The sequence below is a fragment of the Streptomyces sp. NPDC027663 genome (genome assembly GCF_055566415.1).
The window spans coordinates 54,177-74,073 of record NZ_JBVHSK010000018.1 but is presented as its reverse complement, the minus strand read 5'-3'; the positions used below and the strand labels follow the sequence as shown (position 1 = coordinate 74,073).

The 19,897-nt window shown below is 73.9% G+C and carries 19 protein-coding genes; 13 read left to right on the top strand and 6 right to left on the bottom strand.

Features of this window, described 5'->3' with window-relative positions:
* The first annotated feature begins 2 nt into the window (after window positions 1–2).
* From ACZ4SF_RS33030 to ACZ4SF_RS33020, 3 genes are read left to right on the top strand one after another with little or no spacing between them, the layout of a single operon-like run.
* Window positions 3–806 (top strand): alpha/beta fold hydrolase, encoded by an 804-nt coding sequence (locus ACZ4SF_RS33030; protein ID WP_468391898.1) that lies wholly within the window; start codon window positions 3–5, stop codon window positions 804–806.
* On the top strand, window positions 803–1,984 hold the full coding sequence (locus ACZ4SF_RS33025) for a glycosyltransferase (protein ID WP_468391896.1): 1,182 nt from the start codon (window positions 803–805) through the stop codon (window positions 1,982–1,984). The genes ACZ4SF_RS33030 and ACZ4SF_RS33025 overlap by 4 nt, the downstream gene beginning before the upstream one ends.
* Window positions 1,981–3,048, top strand: coding sequence for a class I SAM-dependent methyltransferase (locus ACZ4SF_RS33020; protein WP_468391894.1), 1,068 nt, complete (start codon window positions 1,981–1,983; stop codon window positions 3,046–3,048). Before ACZ4SF_RS33025 ends, ACZ4SF_RS33020 begins: the two co-directional genes overlap by 4 nt.
* Window positions 3,049–3,257: 209 nt before the next feature.
* Here the strand turns inward: ACZ4SF_RS33020 and ACZ4SF_RS33015 are convergent, their stop codons facing one another.
* On the bottom strand, window positions 3,258–4,211 hold the full coding sequence (locus tag ACZ4SF_RS33015; RefSeq protein WP_468391892.1) for a lysylphosphatidylglycerol synthase transmembrane domain-containing protein: 954 nt from the start codon (window positions 4,209–4,211) through the stop codon (window positions 3,258–3,260).
* Window positions 4,212–4,586: 375 nt separating this feature from the next.
* On the opposite strand from ACZ4SF_RS33015, the gene ACZ4SF_RS33010 reads away from it, so the two are divergent.
* The gene (locus ACZ4SF_RS33010; RefSeq protein ID WP_468391890.1) at window positions 4,587–5,234 is read left to right on the top strand and encodes a DedA family protein; all 648 of its coding nucleotides are present in this window, start codon (window positions 4,587–4,589) and stop codon (window positions 5,232–5,234) included.
* Between the two features lie 64 nt (window positions 5,235–5,298).
* Here the strand turns inward: ACZ4SF_RS33010 and ACZ4SF_RS33005 are convergent, their stop codons facing one another.
* A complete protein-coding gene (locus tag ACZ4SF_RS33005) occupies window positions 5,299–5,826 on the bottom strand; it encodes a gamma carbonic anhydrase family protein (RefSeq protein ID WP_468391888.1) in 528 nt (175 codons plus the stop codon).
* 108 nt (window positions 5,827–5,934) lie between these two features.
* On the opposite strand from ACZ4SF_RS33005, the gene ACZ4SF_RS33000 reads away from it, so the two are divergent.
* The 3 genes from ACZ4SF_RS33000 to ACZ4SF_RS32990 all read left to right on the top strand — a co-directional run bounded on the left by ACZ4SF_RS33000 (window position 5,935) and on the right by ACZ4SF_RS32990 (window position 8,063).
* Window positions 5,935–6,699 (top strand): acyltransferase, encoded by a 765-nt coding sequence (locus ACZ4SF_RS33000; RefSeq protein ID WP_468391886.1) that lies wholly within the window; start codon window positions 5,935–5,937, stop codon window positions 6,697–6,699.
* Window positions 6,700–6,889: 190 nt separating this feature from the next.
* Complete coding sequence (locus ACZ4SF_RS32995) at window positions 6,890–7,462, top strand: helix-turn-helix domain-containing protein (protein ID WP_468391884.1); 573 nt, start codon at window positions 6,890–6,892, stop codon at window positions 7,460–7,462.
* 43 nt (window positions 7,463–7,505) lie between these two features.
* Window positions 7,506–8,063 carry a YbaK/EbsC family protein gene (locus ACZ4SF_RS32990; RefSeq protein WP_468391882.1) on the top strand — a complete coding sequence of 186 codons (558 nt, stop codon included), beginning with the start codon at window positions 7,506–7,508 and terminating at the stop codon, window positions 8,061–8,063.
* A gap of 47 nt (window positions 8,064–8,110) precedes the next feature.
* On the opposite strand, the gene ACZ4SF_RS32985 is transcribed toward ACZ4SF_RS32990, so the two are convergent.
* Entirely contained in the window at window positions 8,111–9,361 is a 1,251-nt protein-coding gene (locus tag ACZ4SF_RS32985) for a cation diffusion facilitator family transporter (RefSeq protein WP_468391880.1), read from the bottom strand.
* A gap of 60 nt (window positions 9,362–9,421) precedes the next feature.
* On the opposite strand from ACZ4SF_RS32985, the gene ACZ4SF_RS32980 reads away from it, so the two are divergent.
* On the top strand, window positions 9,422–9,781 hold the full coding sequence (locus ACZ4SF_RS32980; RefSeq protein ID WP_468391878.1) for an ArsR/SmtB family transcription factor: 360 nt from the start codon (window positions 9,422–9,424) through the stop codon (window positions 9,779–9,781).
* Here the strand turns inward: ACZ4SF_RS32980 and ACZ4SF_RS32975 are convergent.
* The 3 genes from ACZ4SF_RS32975 to ACZ4SF_RS32965 form a co-directional block, all read right to left on the bottom strand.
* Window positions 9,775–10,995, bottom strand: coding sequence for a 4-hydroxybenzoate 3-monooxygenase (locus ACZ4SF_RS32975; protein WP_468391876.1), 1,221 nt, complete (start codon window positions 10,993–10,995; stop codon window positions 9,775–9,777). The genes ACZ4SF_RS32980 and ACZ4SF_RS32975 overlap by 7 nt on opposite strands.
* A gap of 98 nt (window positions 10,996–11,093) precedes the next feature.
* Entirely contained in the window at window positions 11,094–12,728 is a 1,635-nt protein-coding gene (locus tag ACZ4SF_RS32970) for an APC family permease (protein WP_468391874.1), read from the bottom strand.
* 205 nt (window positions 12,729–12,933) lie between these two features.
* Window positions 12,934–13,341, bottom strand: a complete 408-nt coding sequence (locus ACZ4SF_RS32965; RefSeq protein WP_468391872.1) for a CoA-binding protein — start codon at window positions 13,339–13,341, stop codon at window positions 12,934–12,936.
* A 143-nt stretch (window positions 13,342–13,484) separates the two neighbouring features.
* On the opposite strand from ACZ4SF_RS32965, the gene ACZ4SF_RS32960 reads away from it, so the two are divergent.
* From ACZ4SF_RS32960 to ACZ4SF_RS32940, 5 genes are all read left to right on the top strand, one after another.
* A complete protein-coding gene (locus tag ACZ4SF_RS32960) occupies window positions 13,485–14,225 on the top strand; it encodes a hypothetical protein (protein WP_468391870.1) in 741 nt (246 codons plus the stop codon).
* Window positions 14,222–14,764, top strand: coding sequence for a SixA phosphatase family protein (locus tag ACZ4SF_RS32955; protein ID WP_468391868.1), 543 nt, complete (start codon window positions 14,222–14,224; stop codon window positions 14,762–14,764). Before ACZ4SF_RS32960 ends, ACZ4SF_RS32955 begins: the two co-directional genes overlap by 4 nt.
* 207 nt (window positions 14,765–14,971) lie before the next feature.
* A complete protein-coding gene (locus ACZ4SF_RS32950) occupies window positions 14,972–15,598 on the top strand; it encodes a YigZ family protein (protein ID WP_468391866.1) in 627 nt (208 codons plus the stop codon).
* 107 nt (window positions 15,599–15,705) lie between these two features.
* Window positions 15,706–16,869, top strand: a complete 1,164-nt coding sequence (locus tag ACZ4SF_RS32945; RefSeq protein ID WP_468391864.1) for an exonuclease SbcCD subunit D — start codon at window positions 15,706–15,708, stop codon at window positions 16,867–16,869.
* Window positions 16,866–19,859, top strand: coding sequence for an AAA family ATPase (locus ACZ4SF_RS32940; RefSeq protein WP_468391862.1), 2,994 nt, complete (start codon window positions 16,866–16,868; stop codon window positions 19,857–19,859). The genes ACZ4SF_RS32945 and ACZ4SF_RS32940 overlap by 4 nt, the downstream gene beginning before the upstream one ends.
* The last annotated feature ends 38 nt before the right edge of the window (window positions 19,860–19,897 follow it).

Below are 19,897 nucleotides of genomic sequence, written 5' to 3'. Positions count from 1 at the left end.
CCATGGCCATGGTCGACGCCGGAGGCATCCGGCTGCACGTCCAGCGCACCGGCCCCAGGCACGGCCGCGGCACCATCGTTCTGGTGCACGGACTGCTCACGGACAGTCTGGCCAGTTACTACTTCACCGTCGCCCCCGCATTCGCGGCGGCCGGACTCGACGTCGTCATGTACGACCTGCGCGGCCACGGCCGCAGCGAGCGCCCGCCGCACGGCTACACCCTCGACCACAACATCGCGGACCTCGAGGCCCTCCTCGGCAGGCTCGCCGTCACCGGGCCCGTGCACCTCGTCGGCAACTCCTACGGCGGCACCATCGCCTTCGGCTACACGGCCCGCCACCCCGGCCGCGTGGCCAGCCTGACCCTCATCGAATCCGAGCCGGCGACCGCCGCCTGGGCCGTGAAACTCGGCCGCATCCTGCGCCGGGTGACGGCCGAACTGGCGTACAACGAGCCGGACGCCATCGCCTGGATCACCGCCCACCGCGGTCACAACACCGCCCGCCTCGCCAGGGGCGCGGCCCGCCTCGCCCGCGAGACCACCCTCGGCCGCGACATCCCCGCGAGCCGGGTCCTCACCGAGGCCGAGATCACGGCCGTACGCTGCCCGGTCCTCGGCGTGTACGGCGGCGACTCGGACCTGGCGGACCTGGTGCCGGTGCAGCGGCGGCTGCTGACGGACTTCCGCGCGGTCGTCCTGCCGGGGCACGAACACTCGGTCCTGGTCGAGGCGCCCGGCCCCGTCGGCAGGCACATCCTGGACCTGGTCGACGGCGTCGCGCATGCGGAGGCGGGTGTCCGGTGAGCGGCTTCCTCTTCGTCGTGCCGCCGCTGACCGGGCACATCAACCCTGCCGTCGGCGTCGCCGCCTGCCTCACCGCGCGCGGACACCGCGTGGCCTGGGTCTGCGCCGACCCTGCGCTGGTGCGGCGGCTCGCCGGCCCGGACGCGGTGGTGTCCGGGTGCGCGGGACCGGTGCCGGGCACCGAGGGCGCCATACGGCCGCCGGAGCTGCGGGGAGCTGAGGCGCTGCGGTTCCTGTGGGAGTGGTACCTGCTGCCGCTCGCCGACGCGATGGCGCCCGGGGTCGGCGCGGCCGTCGCCGAGTTCCGCCCCGACGTGGTCGTAGCCGACCAGCAGGCCTTCGCCGGCGCCCTGGTCGCCGAGCGCCTCGGGCTGCCCTGGGCCACCTCCGCGACCACGTCCGCCGAGTTCAGCGGCGCCTATGACGGCCTGCCCAAGGTCGCCGACTGGCTCCGGGAACGCCTGGCCGGGCTGCGCGCCCGTACCGGCGACCCGTCCGGCACCGCGGACCCGCGCTACTCACCCCACCTGCTGCTGGTGTTCAGTACCCCCGAACTCATCGGCCCGCAGGCGCCGTTGGCGCCGCAGATCCACTACGTGGGGCCCTCGCTCACCGGCCGGCCGACCGCACCCGGGTTCCCGTGGGAATGGCTCGACCAGGGCCGGGCCAAGGTCCTGGTGACCCTCGGCACGGCCAACACCGACGCCGGCGCACGGTTCCTCGCCGAATGCCACGTCGCGCTGCGGGAACGCGCCGACCGTGTGCAGGCCGTGATCGCCGACCCGGGCGGTGCGCTCCCCGCCACGACGGCCGGCAAGGACGTGCTGATCCTGCCGTCCGTTCCGCAGCTCCCGCTGCTGGCGCGGATGGACGCCGTCGTCTGCCACGCGGGCCACAACACCGTGTGCGAGGCCCTGTGGCACGGCGTACCGCTCGTCGTCGCCCCGATCCGGGACGACCAGCCGGTGGTGGCGGGACAGGTCGTGGACTCCGGCGCCGGCGTCCGGGTCAGGTTCGGCCGCAGCACCGCGGCCCGGCTCGGCGAGGCCCTCGACACCGTCCTGCACGACTCCGCCCACCGGGCCGCCGCCGCCCGGGTCCGCAGCGCGTTCCGCGCGGCGGGCGGCGCACGGACCGCGGCGGACCACCTCGAGCGAATGGCAGCGGAGAGCCGATGAGCGACGCCCGCGACAAGACAGCCCGTATCGCCGCCCTGCGCCCCGCATACCAGGCGGCCCTGGCGGCCGGCACCGACCGCTTCTTCGCGCCCCGGCGCACCACCTGCCCCTGGTGCGCCTCCGGCCGGCTCACCCACCGCCTGCGCACCACCGACCTGCTCCAGCACAAGCCCGGCAGCTTCACGCTCGACCGCTGCGCCGACTGCGGCCACATCTTCCAGAACCCGCAACTCACGCCGGAGGGACTGGAGTTCTACTACCGCGACTTCTACGACGGTCTCGGCGAGCAGCGGATGAGCGGCACCTTCGGCGGGCGCGCCGCGATGTACCGGGGCCGCGCCGAGGCGCTGCTGCCGTACGAACCGGCCCCGAAGACCTGGCTGGACGTCGGCACCGGCCACGGTCACTTCTGCGAGAGCGCCCGCGCCGTCCTGCCGGACACGGCCTTCGACGGGATCGACTTCACCGACGGCGTCGACCTGGCCGCCCGGGCGGGGCGCGTGGACCATGCCTACCGGGGTGCCTTCCCCGACCTGGCTGCCGAACTCACCGCCCGCTACGACGTGGTGAGCATGTTCCACTACCTGGAACACAGTACCGACCCCGACCGCGAACTGCGCGCCGCCCACCAGGCCGTACGCCCCGGCGGGCACCTCCTCGTCGAGGTACCGGACCCCGAGAGCCGCTACGCCCGGCTCCTCGGCCGCTGGTGGCTCCCCTGGCTCCAGCCGCAGCACCTGCACCTCATGCCGGTCGGCAATCTGCGCCGCCGCCTCACGGACCTCGGGTTCACGGTGGTGGCCGAACAGCACGCCGAGGCGCACGACCCCGTCGACCTGCTCGCCGCCGTCTGGCTGGCGCTCGACCACGCGGCCCCGCGCGAGGACGCGCCCTGGCTCCCCGAGCCGCCGGGACCCGTCCGCCGGATCCTGCGCACGGCCCTCCTCCTGACGGGCGTCCCCGCACTCCTCACCGCCACCGCCCTCGACCGCTTCGCCGTACGCCCCCTGTCCCACCGCCTGGGCGTCTCCAACGCGTACCGTCTGGTGGCCCGCAGGGACTGAGACCGCAACGCACACCCGGCCCCCGGGCGGGACGCCCGGCCGGCAAAGCGGTCCGGCACCGCCCCCTCACAACCCGCGAGTCGGGCGGGCGGGCGGGAAAGCCGGTCGCACGGAACCGCCGGCCCGATCGACGACAGGGTCGGGCACCGACTCCCGCCAGGGCTCCCTCACAACGCGCGAGTCGGGCGGGCGGGTGGGCGAAGAACCGGCTACAACACCTTCGCGCGGATCAGCCCCGACAACACCAGCGCCCCCGGCAGCAACGGCGCCCAGTCCGTCAGCACCCGGTACCCGATCACCGTCGCGGTCGCCACCGCGGGTGTGGAGCCGAAGGCGACCAGCGTCCACAACAGCGCCGCGTCCACCGCGACCCCGCCCGGCGCGGGCACCGCTCCGACGGCCGTGCCCGCCGCCAGGTGGGCCAGCACCACCTGCTCCCACGGCAGCCCCAGCCCGAGCGAGGCCCCGACGCAGGCCAGCGTCGTCGCCTGCAACAGCGGCATCGCCACCGCCCCGCCCCAGAGGGCGAGCACCCGGCAGGGCCGGGTGTGCACCGTCCGCGCGTCGGCCAGGGCGGAGCGCAGCAGTCCGGTCACCGGCCGGCGCAACGGCCGTACGACCGTGAGCAGCACCCCCGCCACCGCGAGCGCCCCGCCCACGACTGCGGCGAGCGGCACCAGCAGCCGGCCGTCCGGTACCAGGTCCCCCAGGCGCCGCCAGGCCGGCGACGCCGCCAGGAACACCAGCAGCACCACCGTCTTCGCGGAGGACTTCGCCAGTGAGTACAGCCCGATCGACGCGGTCGCCCGCTCCAGCGGCACGCCCCGGCCGCGCAGGAAGCGCAGGGTGACGGCGTGGGCGCCGAGGCCGCCGGGCAGCACGTGGTTGGCCGCACCCGCGGCGAACTGCGAGGCCAGCAGCAGCCCAGGCGGCACCCGGTCGGGCAGCGCGCCCTGCCGGACGCAGGAGGCGGCCACCCAGCCGAGGCAGGTGAAACCGGCTCCGGCCAGGAGCCATCGCGCGTCGGCCGCGACGAGCCGCCGGATCCCCTCGTTCACCACGGGCCGGTTGGCCAGGGCCCAGCCGCAGGCGAGCAGCAGGGGAGCCAGGCACAGTGCCAGCCGGACCGGCCCGGCCGGCATGCGGAACGCCGGTCGGGTCACGGCGGCGGGGCACGGGGCCTCCGGCGCGGGGAGGGGGTGAGCGGAGGGCGCGGGGAGCGGGGGAGCGGAAGGTGAGGGGGAGAGCGGAGGGGTGAGCGGGGAGGAGGGGGACGGTGAGGACACGGGGACGTCGTCCTTCCGCGGCAGGCCCCATGGTGGGGCCTCGGGGAAGCGGGGCGGGCGAAACCGAGGGGGAGCCTTCCCCTCCCGCGTGACAGGGGGATGTCCGGAAACGAAAGGCGTAGGGGCGGGACGGTGCCGCCCGGGCGGGCACGAGCGAGCAGCCGTTCACCGCCGACCAGGTAGCCTTCCCTTGGGGTGCGCTGTGCATGCGGCGTTCCGGCCGGCAAGGACAGCAACAGGGGAGGAACCGGCGTGCACGTCCAGGAATGGCTCGACTCGGTGCCTGCGGGAGCCGTGTACGCCGTGGTGGCCCTGGTGATCGGACTGGAGAGCCTGGGCATCCCGCTGCCGGGCGAGTTCGTCCTGGTCTCGGCGGCCCTGATGTCCTCCCGGCACTCGGGGATCAACCCGATCGTCCTCGGTGTGTGCGCGACCGCCGGCGCCGTGATCGGCGACTCCATCGGCTACGCGATCGGCCGCAAGGGCGGACGCCCGCTGCTGGCCTGGCTCGGCCGGAAGTTCCCACGGCACTTCAGCGCGGGCCATGTGGCCACCGCCGAGCGCTCCTTCGAGAAGTGGGGCATGTGGGCGGTCTTCTTCGGCCGTTTCGTGGCCCTCCTGCGCATCTTCGCCGGCCCCCTCGCGGGCGTCCTGCACATGCCGTACTGGAAGTTCCTGATCGCCAACGTCCTCGGCGGCATCTGCTGGGCGGGCGGTACCACGGCCGTCATCTACTACGTGGGCGTCGTCGCCGAGGACTGGCTGAAGCGCTTCTCGTACCTGGGCCTGGTGGCCGCGGCCCTGGTCGGCCTGGCCTCCATGCTGATCATCAAGCGCAAGGCGAAGAAGGCCCAGCAGCAGCACGAGCGGGAGCCGGAACCTGTGACCGCCGGGGAGTAGGGCCCCGCAAGGAGCGCGGGGAACCGCGCGATCGGCCCCACCGCACCCGCGCTCGCCGGACTGCCTACTGATGCACCCCGCGATGCGCCTTGGCCAGCTCCGCGTACATCGTTCCGTTGAGGGTGACCCCGGCCCGCTCCTCCTCGGTCAGCTCCCGCTTCACCTTCGCGGGCACACCCGCCACCAGGGACCCCGGCGGCACGACCATCCCCTGCGGTACCAGGGCCTGGGCGGCGACGAGCGATCCTGCCCCGATCACCGCTCCGTTGAGCACGGTCGCCCCCATCCCGACGAGGCAGTCGTCCTCCACGGTCGCCCCATGGACCACCGCGTTGTGCCCGATGGACACCCGCTCCCCGACGGCCACCGGAAATCCGGGGTCGGCGTGCAGGGTGACGTTGTCCTGGACATTGGCCTGCGCCCCCACGGTGATCTTCTCGACGTCACCGCGCACCACGGCCCCGTACCAGATGCTCGTTCCCGCGTGCAGCGTGACGTCCCCGATGACGGAAGCCGTGGGCGCCACGAACGCCTCCGGATCCACCTGGGGCTCCTTGCCCCCGATACCCACGATCAGCGCCTTCTGCGTCATCACCGTCTCCTCGTGTCTGCGGTACACGGCACGGTACGACACCGGTTGGGGCAAAGATCACAGCAGCCCGCCCTCTCGCCGGAAGCGACCGCTGAGTAACGTGAGCCCGTGCCGAAGCGCAAGAACACGTTCTCATCCTGGCGACAGGGCCTGGCCCAGCGAGCCGTACACGCGGCCTGGTCCTGGGCGCAGCGCAAGGGGTCGGTCACGGCCGAGCACCCGGCCGGCTTCCGGTTCGGCGCGATCGGCGAAGCCACCCGGCTGGCCTTCCCGCTCGGCACGGTCTTCGGTGAGCCCTGGATCCGGCTGGGCTCCCACTGCATCATCGCCGAGCAGGTCACCCTCACCGCCGGCCTGATGCCGGACCTGGACCTGGGCCCGGAGCCGATCCTGCGCATCGGCGACGGCGTGGTCCTCGGCCGTGGCAGCCACGTCATCGCGGACACGACGGTCACGATCGGCCGCGACTGCTACTTCGGCCCGTACGTCTACGTCACTTCCACCAACCACTCCTACGACGACCCGCACGAGCCGATCGGCAGGCAGTGGCCGCGGATGGAGCCGGTCGAGATCGGCCCCGGCTGCTGGATCGGCACCGGCGCGGTGATCCTGCCGGGCGCGCGGATCGGCCGGAACGTGGTCGTGGCCGCCGGCGCGGTGGTCCGCGGCACGGTTCCCGACCACGCGGTGGTGGCGGGGGCGCCCGCCCGGGTCGTACGGCGCTGGACGTCCGACGACGGCTGGCAGCCGCCGCTGCGGACCCCGGCCCCGGTGCCGATCCCGGACGGGACGACGCCGGCACAGCTGCGGGCGCTGGCGGAACTGGACGAGGCCGCGGTCGCCCGGCTCGCCGAGCTGGAACCCGAGAGCTGACGCGACCGGTCACACGGGTGGCAACGCGCCCGGCGGCGACCGGTGTGAGGGGCGGGACGACGCCCAGGGAGCCGAGCGCGAAGCGGGGCTCGCAGTACAGTTCGATGAACGATCAGGTGCATCTCACCGTAGTTCAGTGGATCGAACTGCGCTGTCAAACATAGTGAACTTCCCGGATATTGGACACAATGTGTCGGATCTCGAACTCCTGACCCAGTGCCTCGCGCGCAACGTCAAGCACTGGCGTGCGGTACGCGGCTTCACGCTGGACGTGCTCGCCGCCCGGGCCGGTGTCAGCCGCGGCATGCTCATCCAGATCGAGCAGGCCCGCACCAACCCCAGCATCGGCACGGTCGTCAAGATCGGGGACGCGCTCGGCGTCAGCGTCACCACCCTCCTCGACTACGAGCAGGGCCCGAAGGTCCGCGTCGTCCCGGCCGACCGCGCGGTGCGGCTGTGGCACACCGAGGCCGGCAGCTACAACCGCCTGCTCGCCGGCACCGAGGCGCCGGGACCGCTGGAGCTGTGGGACTGGCGGCTGATGCCGGGCGAGAGCAGCCCGTCCGAGCCGCACCCCGGCGGCACCGTCGAGCTGGTCCACGTCACCGCCGGTGAGCTGACGCTCACGGTGGAGGGCGAGGAGTACCGCGTCCCGGCCGGCGCGAGCGCCTCCTTCGAGGCCAACGTCCCGCACCGGTACGGCAACAAGGGCGCGGTGCCGATGGAGATGGTGATGGCCGTGTCGGTGCCGCCCGTGCCGTGAGACGCCGCTACGGCCGGCGGCCGGGTGTTGCTAGCGTGCGGCCATGCGCGCACCCATCGGAGACTTCGACACCGCCATCCCCGCCCCGGACTGCCTGGACGAGCTGACCGCGCCCGTCGCCGATGCCGTACGCCAGTGGCAGGGCGGGGTTCCGGCCGACCGGATCCTGTACGTCGACACGGAAGCGCAGTGGGCCGACACGGCGACGTTCGTGGAGCACTACGGGCGCGACCTGCTGGAGCAGTCGGCCAACTGCGTGGTGGTCGCGGGCAGGCGGGGCGGTGAGACCACCTTGGCCGCCTGCGTGGTGCCGTCCACCACCCGCATCGACGTCAACGGCGTCGTCCGCCGCCAACTGGGAGCCCGCAAGGCCTCGTTCGCCTCGATGGAGACGGCGACCGGCGAGACCGGCATGGAGTACGGCGGCATCACCCCGCTCGGCCTGCCCACCGGCTGGCCGGTGCTGGTGGACTCGGCCGTCGTCGACCTGCCCTACGTCCTGGTCGGCAGCGGCCGGCGCCGCGGCAAGCTCCTGGTGCCGGGCAAGGCCTTCGCGGAACTGCCCGGCGCACTCGTACTGGACGGACTGGGTACCGCCTGACCCCGGGCCGCGGGCCGGCCCCGCTTCGGCCGGAGCCGGCGCCCGCCTCAGGCCGTCGCGTGGTGGGCCAGAGCCAGATGCGGGTCCGTCTCGCCCGGGGCCGGTGCCGGGTCGGCGTGGACCAGGGCCGCAGTGAGCCGCGGTACGGCGTGCAGCAGGGCGTGTTCGGCCTCGACGGCGATCGCGTGGGCCTGCCGTACCGTCGCCTCGCCGTCCACCACCACCGCGAGTTCGGCCCGCAGCCTGTGCCCGATCCAGCGCAGCCGCAGCTCGCCCACCCCCCGCACTCCGGGCACCCCGCGCACTGCCCGCTCGGCCCGGTCCACCAGCGCCGGGTCGACGGCGTCCAGCACCCGGCGGAACACCTCGCGCGCCGCGTCCCGCAGCACCAGCACGATCGCCGCGGTGATCGCCAGACCCACGACGGGGTCGGCCGATTGCCACCCCAGCGCCGAGCCCGCGGCGCCCAGCAGCACGGCCAGCGAGGTGAATCCGTCGGTACGGGCGTGCAGCCCGTCGGCGACGAGCGCTGCCGAGCCGATCTCACGGCCCACCCGGATGCGGTACCGGGCCACCCACTCGTTGCCGGCGAAGCCGGCCAGCGCGGCCACCGCGACCGCCGGAAGGTGTGCGACCGGGCGCGGGTCGAGCAGCCGCCCGACGGCCGCCCACGCGGCGAAGGCCGCCGAGGCGGCGATCGTCAGCACGATCACCAGTCCGGCGAGGTCCTCGGCCCGTCCGTAGCCGTAGGTGAACCGGCGGGTCGCCGCACGCCGGCCCAGCACGAAGGCGATGCCGAGGGGTACGGCGGTCAGTGCGTCGGCCGCGTTGTGCACCGTGTCGCCGAGCAGCGCCACCGACCCCGACACGGCCACCACGACCGCCTGCGCCAGCGCGGTCGCCCCGAGCACGGCCAGGGACACCCACAACGCCCGCATCCCGCGCGCCGACGCTTCCAGCGCCGGGTCCAGTTTGTCGGCGGTCTCATGGGAATGCGGGGCGAGGAGGTGGCCGAGACGGTGCCGTAGTCCGGGGGAGGGGGCGTGGCCGTGCGCGTGCTCAGGACCGTGCCCGGCGGCCCCGCGTACGTGCCCATGACTGCGGCCGCCGTGCCCGTGCCCGTGTGCATGGCTGGGGCTGCCTTGTCCGGGGGCGTGTTCCTCGCCGTGGCCGCCGTGCCCGTGCGGGTGCTCGTCGTGCCGGTCCCGCCGGTCGTGCCGGTCGTGCCCGTCCCGGTGTTCGCGCTCGCCGTGCGGCCGCGCGTGCGAGTCGTGCCGGTCGTCGTGCCCGTCGCTCACGTGGAACTCCTTCCGGTGGGCGTGGTGGACGCACGGTGCCCCCCCGGCCATTATGTGCGTATGAGCGCACGCATGCACCTATCACCTGCGTACCATGCGCACGAGCGCAGCCCGGGCGAGGAGCAGTTCGCGGTCGCCGCCGGGCTTCTCGCCCTGCTCGGCGACCGCACCCGGCTCGCTCTGCTGCACACCCTGACCGGGGGCGAGGCCGACGTCACCACGCTCACCGAAGCGTGCGGCGCCGCCCGCCCGGCGGTGAGTCAGCACCTCGCCCGGCTGCGGCTCGCCGGCCTGGTGGACACCCGCAAGGAGGGGCGACGGGTGATCTACTCGCTCCGCCACGGACATGTGCGCCGGCTGGTCGAGGAGGCCCTGAAGACGGCCGACCACCGCCTGGCCGAGGCCGGGCGGGCTCAGTAGGCGGCGGCCGTGCCGAGGTACTGCTCGGCGAAGGCCGCCGCCGCTGCGGGCGAGGTGAACAGCCGGCGCAGCCGGGCCAGCGTGGTACCGGCGCGGTAGGGGGCGCCGCTGGAGGTGCCGTGGTAGATCCCGGACAGCCACTCCGAGAACTCCTGGTAGTCCCACACCCGGCGAAGACACGCGTCCGAGTAGCCGTCCAGACCGGTGCCGTCCCCCTTGGTCAGGTAGGCGCAGAGGCCGTCGCCGAGCAGAAAGGCGTCGTTCAGGGCGAGGTTCATGCCCTTGGCCGCGATCGGCGCGACGAGGTGCGCGGCGTCGCCGGCCAGGAAGAGACGGCCGAAGACCATGGGTTCGACCACGTAGTTGTGCATGTCCAGCACCCGCTTCTCCAGCAGTCGTCCCTCCCTCAGCGGCGGCCGGCCGGTGGCCTCCAGGCGCTGCCGGAGTTCGTTCCAGACGCGCTCGTGCGGCCAGTTGGCCGGGTCGTCGCCGGGTGGGCACTGGAGGTAGTAGCGGGTCACCTCGGGGCTGCGCGCCATGTGCCCGGCGAACCCGTTCGGGTGCATGCCGAACAGCACACAGTCCGCGGACGGCGGGGCCTCGGCCAGCAGCGCCAGCCAGCCGATGCCGTAGTCGTGCCGGGAGATGCGCGCCCGCGCCGGCAGCGCGTCCCGGCTCGCCCCGCGGGCCCCGTCGCAGCCGGCCACGAACTCGCAGCGCACCAGCTGCCGTTCCCCGCTGTCCGGGTCGGTGTACGAGACGGCGGGCCGGTCGGAGTCGAGGTCGTGCAGGCGGACGTCCCGGACACCGAAGCGGATCTGCCCGCCGCGCACGTCGGCGTACTCGCGCACCAGGTCCGTCACCAGCAGGGGCTGCGGATACACCCAGTGGTGACGTCCCGTCAGCTCGCCGTATCGGAACCGGTGGCCGCGGCCGTCGAAGCGGAACTCGCACTCGGTGTGCCGCTGGGCGCGTGCGGTCAGGTTGCCGGCCAGGCCGCGCTGTTCCAGACCACGTACGGCCCATTCCTCGATGACCCCGGCGCGTGGCCGCTGTTCGATGAACTCCCGGCTCTCGGCCTCCAGGACCAGACAGTCGACGCCCGCGGCCCGCAGGATGTTCCCGACGGTCAGGCCGGCCGGTCCGGCGCCGATGACGACGACCGGAAAGCGGGACGGAGCAGGGGAGTTGGTGTGGGGGGAGGGTGACGTCACGCGAGCATTATGACGGTGTCCCGTCAGCAGGGCCGACGGGACACCGTTCGTGAGGCGGGTACGGGACGGTGGGCGGGGCGCCTCCGTGACCGTACCGGTCAGTGCGCGGGCGCGTCCGTGACCACGACCTCTTCGATGCTGCGCTCGATGGCCTCGGGCTTCGAGGCGGTCGCCTTGGCCCAGTAGTAGATGGCCAGGGAGAAGGCGGCGACGACCAGGATGTCCCAGTACATCGGGATGCTGCCCCGGCCGCCGAAACCGCCCAGGTAGGAGATCAGGCCCAGGCCGGCCAGGTAGGCGGGCAGCCACTGCGCGGCCTTGAAGTCCAGCCGGGGCGCGTCGGGCAGCCGCTTGGCGGTGGCGTACCAGGCGTAGGAGCCCAGCAGCACATAGCCGAGCAGGATGGCGAAGCCGAGGCGCCACAGGGTGTCCCAGCCGGCCCAGTAGATGATCAGGTTCGCGACCACGAAGGACAGCGGCGAGATGAGCTTGCCGAAGGGCAGCCGGTAGGGGCGCTCGTGGTGCGGCAGGCGGTCGGCGAAGACGCCGTAGGCCAGCGGCGCACCCGCGTACATCAGCACGCTCGCCGAGGTGATGAAACCGACCAGCTCCTGCCAGCTCGGGAACGGCAGGAAGCAGACCACACCGGTGACGAAGGACATCAGCAGGCCGAACCACGGCACACCGCGCTTGTCGGTCTTGGCGAAGGCCTTCGGCGCGTAGCCGTTCTTGGCCAGGCCGAAGGAGACGCGCGAGGTGGCGGTGGTGTAGATCAGGCCGGTGCCGCCGGGCGAGATGATCGCGTCGACGTAGAGCACCCAGCCCAGCCAGCCCAGGCCCACCAGCGTCGCCAGGCCCGCCCACGGACCGCTGATGCCGGGGAAGTCCAGCTTGGCCCAGCCGTGCGCGAACGAGCTGTGCGGCAGCGCGGCGATGAACACGATCTGCAGCAGGATGTAGATCACGGCGCCGATCGCCACCGAGCCGAGGGTCGCCCGCGGCAGGTCGCGCTTCGGGTTGCGGCTCTCGCCCGCCAGCTGGATCGCCTGCTCGAAGCCGAGCAGCGCGAAGATGATGCCGCTGGAGCTGATGGCGCCGAGGACGCCCTTCATGCCGAACGGCGCGAAGCCCTCCGAGGTGAAGTTGCTCCCGTGGAAGTTGCCCACCGCGATGATGAAGATCGCTGCGAGCGGGACGGCGATCTTCCACCAGGTGGCCGCGCTGTTGGTGTGCGCCAGGGCCCGGACGCCGAAGAAGTTGACGCCGACGAAGACCGCCATCAGGGCGACGGCCGTGAGGAAACCGCTGGTCGTGAGCGTGCCGTCGACGTGCTGCAGGCCCTGGGCCCACTTCCAGTGACCGGCGTAGCCGATCATGGCCTCGACCTCGATCGGGGCCACGGTCGCCGCCTGCAGCCAGGCGAACCAGCCGAAGGACATGCCGGCCAGGCCGCCGAACGCGTAGTGCGGGTAGCGGGCGGTGCCGCCCGCCACCGGGAACATGCCGCCGAGCTCGGCGTGCACGAGCGCCAGCAGCACGATCGCCACCGTGCCGATCACCCACGAGATGATCGCCGCGGGACCGGCCACGACGACCGCCTTCTCGGCGCCGTACAGCCAGCCGGAGCCGATGATGGACCCCACGGAGGCCCACATCAGACCGATCAGTCCGACGTCCCGGCGCAGACCGCCGGATTCCGTCTTGGCCTGTGGCAGGGCGTCGACTTTCGCCATGTCAAGTGGCCTCTCAGTTCATGAACGCAGAATTAACGAGCAAGGAGGCCACAGGCTAGGAAGGCTTTCCGCCCCGACAAAAGACTGTTTTACAAAACTTGACCCAGGATCTTGACTGTCTTGGGATGGAGCCTTGGTACAGGTCAGAGCGGTAGTGAGAATGTCAATATTCAGCGGAGAATTGTGATGAAGGAGAACAGTCACACTAGGGCAGGCGGGGAATCTCGATCGCCGGGCACCGGTTCATGACCATTTCCAGACCCGCAGCCCTGGCCCGTTCGTAAGCCGCCGCGTCGACGACCCCCAGCTGGAACCACACGGCCTTCGCGCCCTTGGCCGCGGCTTCGTCCGCCACCGCTCCGGCCAGCGCGCTGTTGAGGAAGACGTCCACCACGTCCACGCCGAAGGGGATGTCCGCCAGCGAGGCGTAGCCGCGCTCGCCGTGCACCGTCTCCGCCTTGGGGTGCACCGGCACGATCCGCTTGCCGAACCGCTGCAGCACCTGGGCCACTCCGTACGCCGCCCGGCTCCGGTTCGAGGACAGGCCGACCACGGCCCAGGTGTCTCCCAGGTCGGTCAGGATCCTGCGGATCGTCGCGTCGTCGCCGTACATCGGCCGCCTCCTCGGGCTGCGGGGAACTGTTCGTCGGGGCAACAGCACCCAGGTGGGTGCCGATTCCCGCCGTACCCCGCCACGGTGACCGGAATCGGTGCAAGCTGCCTGCATACGGCCGTCCGCCCGCCTACGCTCGCCCCGTGCTGCGCATCCTGGACGCCCGAACCGGTGAGCCCGTCTCCGCCGTGCCCGCCCGCCGCGGTCTGACGCGTATCGAGGCCCACGCCTCCGGCCTCGACCCGACGGCCCTGCGGGTGCTGCTCACCGCCGACCTGCTGGTACGGGCGCTGGAGCTGGGCGGCACCCCGGTCTGGGCGATCCTCACGGCACCCCGCGAACTGCCCGAACTCCGCGCGGCCGGCACCCGGCTGGCCGTCCGCCCCTTCGAGGACGGCCGGGACCTCGCGTCCGGACTGGGAGAGGCTCAGGTGATCCATGTGGCCGAGGGCGACACCGCCACCGTGCGCGCCGAGGGACCGGTGGCCGCCGTGGCGCCGGTGGCCTGGGCCGGCCCGGGGCCGTCGCTCCCGGTCCTGCTCGACGACCCGGCCGCCCTGCGCCTCGCCCTCCTCCGGGCCCCCCGGCAGGAGCCCGCGCGGCTCGACGGCACCGCCCTGGCGCAGGCCGCGGCGCAGCTCGCCCACTGGCGCCGGGCGGTGGCCGGATGGGCGCGGCGGCCGTCACGTCCGGTGCCCGAGGAGGTGCGGACGCGGCTGCGGGCCGCCTGGGAGGACGATCTCGACCTGCCCGGAGTGCTCGCGGTCCTGCGGGACGTGGAGCACGACCCGGACCTGCCCGACGGCGCCCGCTTCGAGACGTACGCCTACGCCGACCGGCTGCTCGCCGTCGAGCTGGCCCGCGACCTCGGGAGCCTCACGTGATCGAGCGGGCGGGCGCGGGCCCGCTGCGCCGGCTGGTGGTGCTGCGGCACGCCAAGTCCGCCTGGCCCGAGGGGGTCGAGGACCACCGCAGGCCGCTCGCGGCACGCGGGCTGCGGGACGCAACGGCCGCCGGACGGGCCCTTGCCGCCGCCGGCTCCCTGCCCGACCTCGCCCTGTGCTCCACCGCCGTCCGTGCCCGCCGTACGTGGGAGCTGGCCGCCGCCGAGTGGGCCACCCCGCCGACGGTGCACTACGACCGGCGGCTGTACGGGGCCGGCGTGCCGGAGCTGCTGGAGGTCGCGCGTGAGGCGCCGCCGGAGGTCGAGACGCTGCTGGTGGTCGGGCACAACCCGGGACTGGAGGAACTGGTGCAGGCGCTGGCCGCGGACGGCCTCGACGACACCCTGGACCGGGTGCGGGAGAAGTTCCCGACGGCTGCGATCGCCGTGCTCGACTGGCGCGGCAGCGGCTGGCCGGCCCTCGCCCCGGGCGTGGCGCTGCTGACCTCGTTCACGGTGCCGCGCGGGCGCAAGGAGTAGCGTCCCGAAGGGGCGCGAGGCCGTCTCGACGGGGCGTGGCGGCTCCGCCGGCCGGGCGTGACCCGTCACGTCGGTGCCGCGGACGTGCGACGGGCGTGGCGGCTCCCCCTGCCGGGCGTGACCCGCCACGTCGGTGCCGTGGACGTGCGACGGCACGGAGCGGAGCTGCCCGTCCCGGCGCTTCCGCACAGCGCATAGGCTGGCGGGATGCAGGACGAGTACCGCACAGTGGCCCGCGCGGGCGTGCACGAGACCGAGATCAATCGCTCCCGCTTCCTGTGCGCCCTCGCCCCGGCGGCCACCGAGCGGGAGGCACAGGACTTCATCGCCTGCGTCCGCAAGGAGCACGCCGACGCGACCCACAACTGCTGGGCGTACGTCGTCGGCGCCGACGCCTCCGTGCAGAGGGCCAGTGACGACGGCGAGCCGGGCGGCACCGCCGGCGTCCCCATGCTCCAGATGCTGCTGCGCCGTGACATGCGCTACGTCGTCGCCGTCGTCACCCGCTACTACGGCGGGGTCAAGCTCGGCGCGGGCGGACTCATCCGCGCCTACGGCGGTTCCGTCGGCGAGGCGCTGGACGTGCTCGGCACGATCACCCGGCGCCGTTTCCGGCTGGCCACCGTGACCGTCGACCACCAGCGTGCGGGCAAGGTGCAGAACGACCTCAGGTCCACCGGGCGTGAGGTCCGCGACGTCCGCTACGGCGAGGCTGTCACCATCGAGATCGGCCTGCCGGACGCCGACGTGGACGCCTTCCGCGGCTGGCTCGCCGATGTGACGGCGGGCACGGCCGGGTTCGAAGTGGGCGGCGAAGCCTATGGAGATGCGTGACGATTGCCGCTAATCAGACATAAAGGCTCCATGGTGTCCGGGTCGTGACGGGCTGATACGGGAGTAACCGCCCGTGATGTCAGACCCGGCCGTTAGGGTCGGGGATCATGAGACTCCTGCACACGTCCGACTGGCACCTCGGCCGGGCCTTCCACCGGGTGAACCTGCTCGGGGCCCAGGCGGAGTTCATCGGTCACCTCGTCGGCACCGTGCGTGAGCGCGCGGTGGACGCGGTGGTCGTGTCGGGCGACGTGTACGACCGCGCGGTGCCCCCGCTCGCCGCGGTCGAACTGTTCGACACCGCCCTGCACCGCCTCGCGGACCTCGGCGTGCCCACCGTGATGATCTCCGGCAACCACGACTCGGCCCGCCGCCTCGGCGTCGGCGCCGGACTCATCGACCGCGCGGGCATCCACCTGCGCACCGAACCGTCCGCCGCCGGCACCCCCGTCGTGCTCCAGGACGCCCACGGCGACATCGCCTTCTACGGCCTGCCCTACCTCGAACCGGCGCTGACGAAGGACGAGTTCGGCGTCGAGAAGGCCGGTCACGAGGCCGTGCTCGGCGCCGCCATGGACCGCGTCCGCGCCGACCTCGCCGCCCGGGCGCCGGGCACGCGCTCCGTCGTCCTCGCCCACGCCTTCGTCACCGGCGGCCAGGCCAGCGACAGCGAGCGGGACATCACCGTCGGGGGAGTGGCTGCCGTCCCCGCCGGAATCTTCGACGGCGTCGACTACGTGGCACTCGGACACCTGCACGGCTGCCAGACCATCACCGAGCGGGTGCGCTACTCCGGCTCCCCGCTCGCCTACTCCTTCTCCGAGGCCGACCACCGCAAGAGCATGTGGCTGATCGACCTCCACGCGGACGGCTCGGTCACCGCCGAGCGCGTGGACTGCCCGGTGCCCCGCCCGCTCGCCCGCCTCCGCGGCACCCTGGACGACCTCCTCGCCGACCCTGGCCTGACCCGCCACGAGGACGCCTGGATCGAGGCCACCCTCACCGACGCGGTGCGCCCCGCCGAGCCCATGGCCCGGCTCACCGAACGCTTCCCGCACACCCTGAGCCTGGTCTTCGCCCCCGAGCGTGCCCCCGACGACCCCGAGGTGTCCTACGTCCGCCGCCTCGCGGGCCGCAGCGACCAGCAGATCGCCCAGGACTTCGTCGCCCACGTGCGCGGCGCCGGACCCGACGAACGCGAGGCGGCCGTGCTGCGCGAGGCGTTCGACGCCGTCCGCGCCGCCGACGCCGTGCGTGAGGTGGCGCGATGAGGCTGCACCGGCTCGACATCACCGCCTTCGGACCCTTCGGCGGCTCCCAGACCGTCGACTTCGACGCCCTGTCCACCGCCGGGCTCTTCCTGCTGCACGGCCCCACCGGCGCCGGCAAGACCTCCGTCCTGGACGCCGTCTGCTACGCGCTCTACGGCTCCGTCCCCGGCGCCCGGCAGAGCAGCCAGGGCATGAACCTGCGCAGCGACCACGCCCAGCCGGCCACCCGCACCGAGGTCCGCCTCGAACTGACCGTCGCCGGACGCAGGCTGGAGATCACCCGGCAGCCCCCGTGGGAGCGGCGCAAGCTGCGCGGCAAGGGCACGACGGTCGACAAGGCCCAGTCCTGGCTGCGCGAGTACGACGGCAGGGCGGGCGCCTGGAAGGACCGCAGCCGCTCCCACCAGGAGATCGGCGAGGAGATCACCCAACTGCTCGGCATGAGCCGCGAGCAGTTCTGCCAGGTCGTCCTCCTTCCCCAGGGTGAGTTCGCCCGGTTCCTGCGCGCCGACGCCGAGGCCCGGAGCAAGCTGCTCGGGCGCCTCTTCGACACCCAGCGCTTCGCCGACGTCGAGAAGCGGCTCGCCGAACGCCGCCGCGCCACCGAGACACGCGTGCGCGAGGGCGACGCTGCCCTGCTCGCCGACGCCCACCGCATGCAGCAGGAGGCCGGCGATGCCATGGAGCTGCCCGAGCTGGCCCCCGGGGACCCGGGGCTGGCCGAGGCCGTGCTCGGTGCCGCCGCCGTCGCCCGCAGCACCGCCCGGGAGCGCCTCACCGTCGCCCACTGCCGCCTCTCCGCCGCCGAGTCCGCCCACACGACGGCCCGTCGCACCCTGGACGAGGTACGCGAACTCGCCCGGCTCCAGGCCCGGTTCGCCGAGGCCGTGCAGCGCGCCGAGCGCCTGCGGGCACGGGCCGGTGCGTACCGCGAGGCGCAGCAGCGCATGGAGCGGGCCCGCAAGGCGGAAGTGGTCGCGCCCGCCCTGGAGCTGCGGGAGGCCGCCGAGGCGGAGCACCGCCGGGCCGCCGCGGCCGAGGCCCACATCCGCGGGCGGCTCCCCGGCTCCTGTGCCGACGCCGGGGCGAGCGGACTTGCCGCCGCCGCCCGCCGGACCGCCGAGGAACTGGGCGGCCTGGACGCGGCCCGGCGCGCCGAACGCCGGCTCGGCGAACTCGCCGACGAGCGCGCCGGACTGGACCGGCAGGAGCGCGCCGACGAGGAGGTCCTGCGCGAAGCCGACGCCTGGCTCGCCGACTGGGACGGCACCCGGGCGGTCCTCCAGACCCGGATCGACTCCGCCCGGGAGGCCGCCACCCGCGCCGAACAACTCGCCGTCCAGCGCGCCCCCCTGCAACGGCGGCTCGACGCGGCCCGCACCCGCGACCAGCTGGCCGCCGACCTGGAAGAGGCCCGGCAGCACGCGCAGGCCTCGGAACAGCGCGCCCTCGACGCCCGCGCGCACTGGCTCGACCTCAAGGAACAGCGGCTGACCGGCATCGCCGCCGAACTCGCCGCCCACCTCACCGACGGTGAGCCCTGCGCAGTCTGCGGAGCCACCGAACACCCCGCGCCCGCCCGCAAGATCGCCGGACACGTCGACCGCGAGACCGAGGACCGCGCCCTCGCCGCCTCCCAGCGCGCCGAGGAAGAGCGCGCCGAGGACGCACGGCGCCTCGGCCTGGTCCGCGAGGCCCTGGCCGCCGCCTCGGCCGAGGCCGGCGACACGCCCACCGACCGGCTCGCAGCCGAAGCGGAGCACCTGGAGCAGGAGTACGCCCGCGCCCGCCGCGAAGCCTCCGCCCTGCACGCCGCCCAGGAACAGCTGCGGCGCACCGAGCAGGAACGCGAGCAGCGCCTCGCCGACCGCCAGCAGGCAGCCGTGCGCAGCGCCTCCCGGCTCACCCGCCGCGACACCCTGGACCGCGAACAGGCGCTGCTCGAGGCCGAGTTGGTGCAGGCGCGCGGCAGCGCCGACAGCGTGGCCGCACGCGCCGCGCAGCTGGAGCGGCAGGCGGCACGGCTCACCGAGGCCGCCGACGCCGTGCGCGCCGCCGAGGACGCGGCCCAGCGGCTGAAGGACGCCGACGCCCGCCTCGCCGACGCCGCCTACCGGGCCGGCTTCGACACCCCGCAGGCCGCGGCGGCCGCCCTGCTGGACCCCGCCTCCCACCGCGAACTCCAGCATCGCCTGGACGCCTGGCAGCAGGAGGAGGCCACCGTCCGCGCCGTCCTCGCCGAGACCGGCACCGCCGCAGCCGCCGAGCAGCCGCCCGCCGACCTGGCCGGCGCCGAGCGGGCGGCGGCCGGCGCGGAACGGCGCCTGCGCGAGGCCGCCTCCGCGCGCGACGCCGCCGCCCGCTGCCGCACCGAGCTGGACCGCCTCTCCGCCCGCGCCGCAGGTGCCGTACGCCGGCTCGGCCCGCTGCGCGAGGAGCACGACCGAGTGGCCCGGCTCGCCGCGCTCACCGCGGGCACCGCCGCCGACAACGAACGCCGGATGCGCCTGGAGTCGTACGTGCTCGCCGCCCGTCTGGAGCAGGTCGCCGCAGCCGCGACCGTCCGCCTGCAGCGGATGTCCTCGGGCCGCTACACCCTCGTCCACTCCGACGACCGCACCGGACGCGGCCGCAGCGGCCTCGGTCTGCACGTCGTCGACGCCTGGACCGGCAGGGAGCGCGACACCGCCACCCTGTCCGGCGGCGAGACCTTCTTCGCCTCCCTCGCGCTCGCCCTCGGCCTCGCCGACGTCGTCACCGACGAAGCCGGCGGCGTCCGCCTCGACACCCTCTTCATCGACGAGGGCTTCGGCAGCCTGGACGACCAGACCCTCGACGAGGTCCTCGACGTCCTGGACTCCCTGCGCGAACGCGACCGCAGCGTCGGCATCGTCAGCCACGTCGCCGACCTGCGCCGCCGCATCCACGCCCAGCTGGAGGTGGTCAAGGGCCGTTCGGGATCGGCGCTGCGCCAGCGCGGAGCTGTCTAGCGGGCGCTCGGATCAGGCCGGAGCATGCCGCGGCGTCC

Excerpts from the sequence above, each read along its gene's own strand:
- ACZ4SF_RS33020 (WP_468391894.1), top strand. The coding sequence starts at position 1,981 with ATGAGCGACGCCCGCGACAAGACAGCCCGTATCGCCGCCCTGCGCCCC.
- ACZ4SF_RS33030 (WP_468391898.1), top strand. The coding sequence starts at position 3 with ATGGCCATGGTCGACGCCGGAGGCATCCGGCTGCACGTCCAGCGCACC.
- ACZ4SF_RS32980 (WP_468391878.1), top strand. The coding sequence starts at position 9,422 with ATGAGCGCACGCATGCACCTATCACCTGCGTACCATGCGCACGAGCGC.
- ACZ4SF_RS32945 (WP_468391864.1), top strand. The coding sequence starts at position 15,706 with ATGAGACTCCTGCACACGTCCGACTGGCACCTCGGCCGGGCCTTCCAC.
- ACZ4SF_RS32965 (WP_468391872.1), bottom strand. The coding sequence starts at position 13,341 with ATGTACGGCGACGACGCGACGATCCGCAGGATCCTGACCGACCTGGGA.
- ACZ4SF_RS32990 (WP_468391882.1), top strand. The coding sequence starts at position 7,506 with ATGCGCGCACCCATCGGAGACTTCGACACCGCCATCCCCGCCCCGGAC.
- ACZ4SF_RS32950 (WP_468391866.1), top strand. The coding sequence starts at position 14,972 with ATGCAGGACGAGTACCGCACAGTGGCCCGCGCGGGCGTGCACGAGACC.
- ACZ4SF_RS33005 (WP_468391888.1), bottom strand. The coding sequence starts at position 5,826 with ATGACGCAGAAGGCGCTGATCGTGGGTATCGGGGGCAAGGAGCCCCAG.
- ACZ4SF_RS32940 (WP_468391862.1), top strand. The coding sequence starts at position 16,866 with ATGAGGCTGCACCGGCTCGACATCACCGCCTTCGGACCCTTCGGCGGC.
- ACZ4SF_RS32970 (WP_468391874.1), bottom strand. The coding sequence starts at position 12,728 with ATGGCGAAAGTCGACGCCCTGCCACAGGCCAAGACGGAATCCGGCGGT.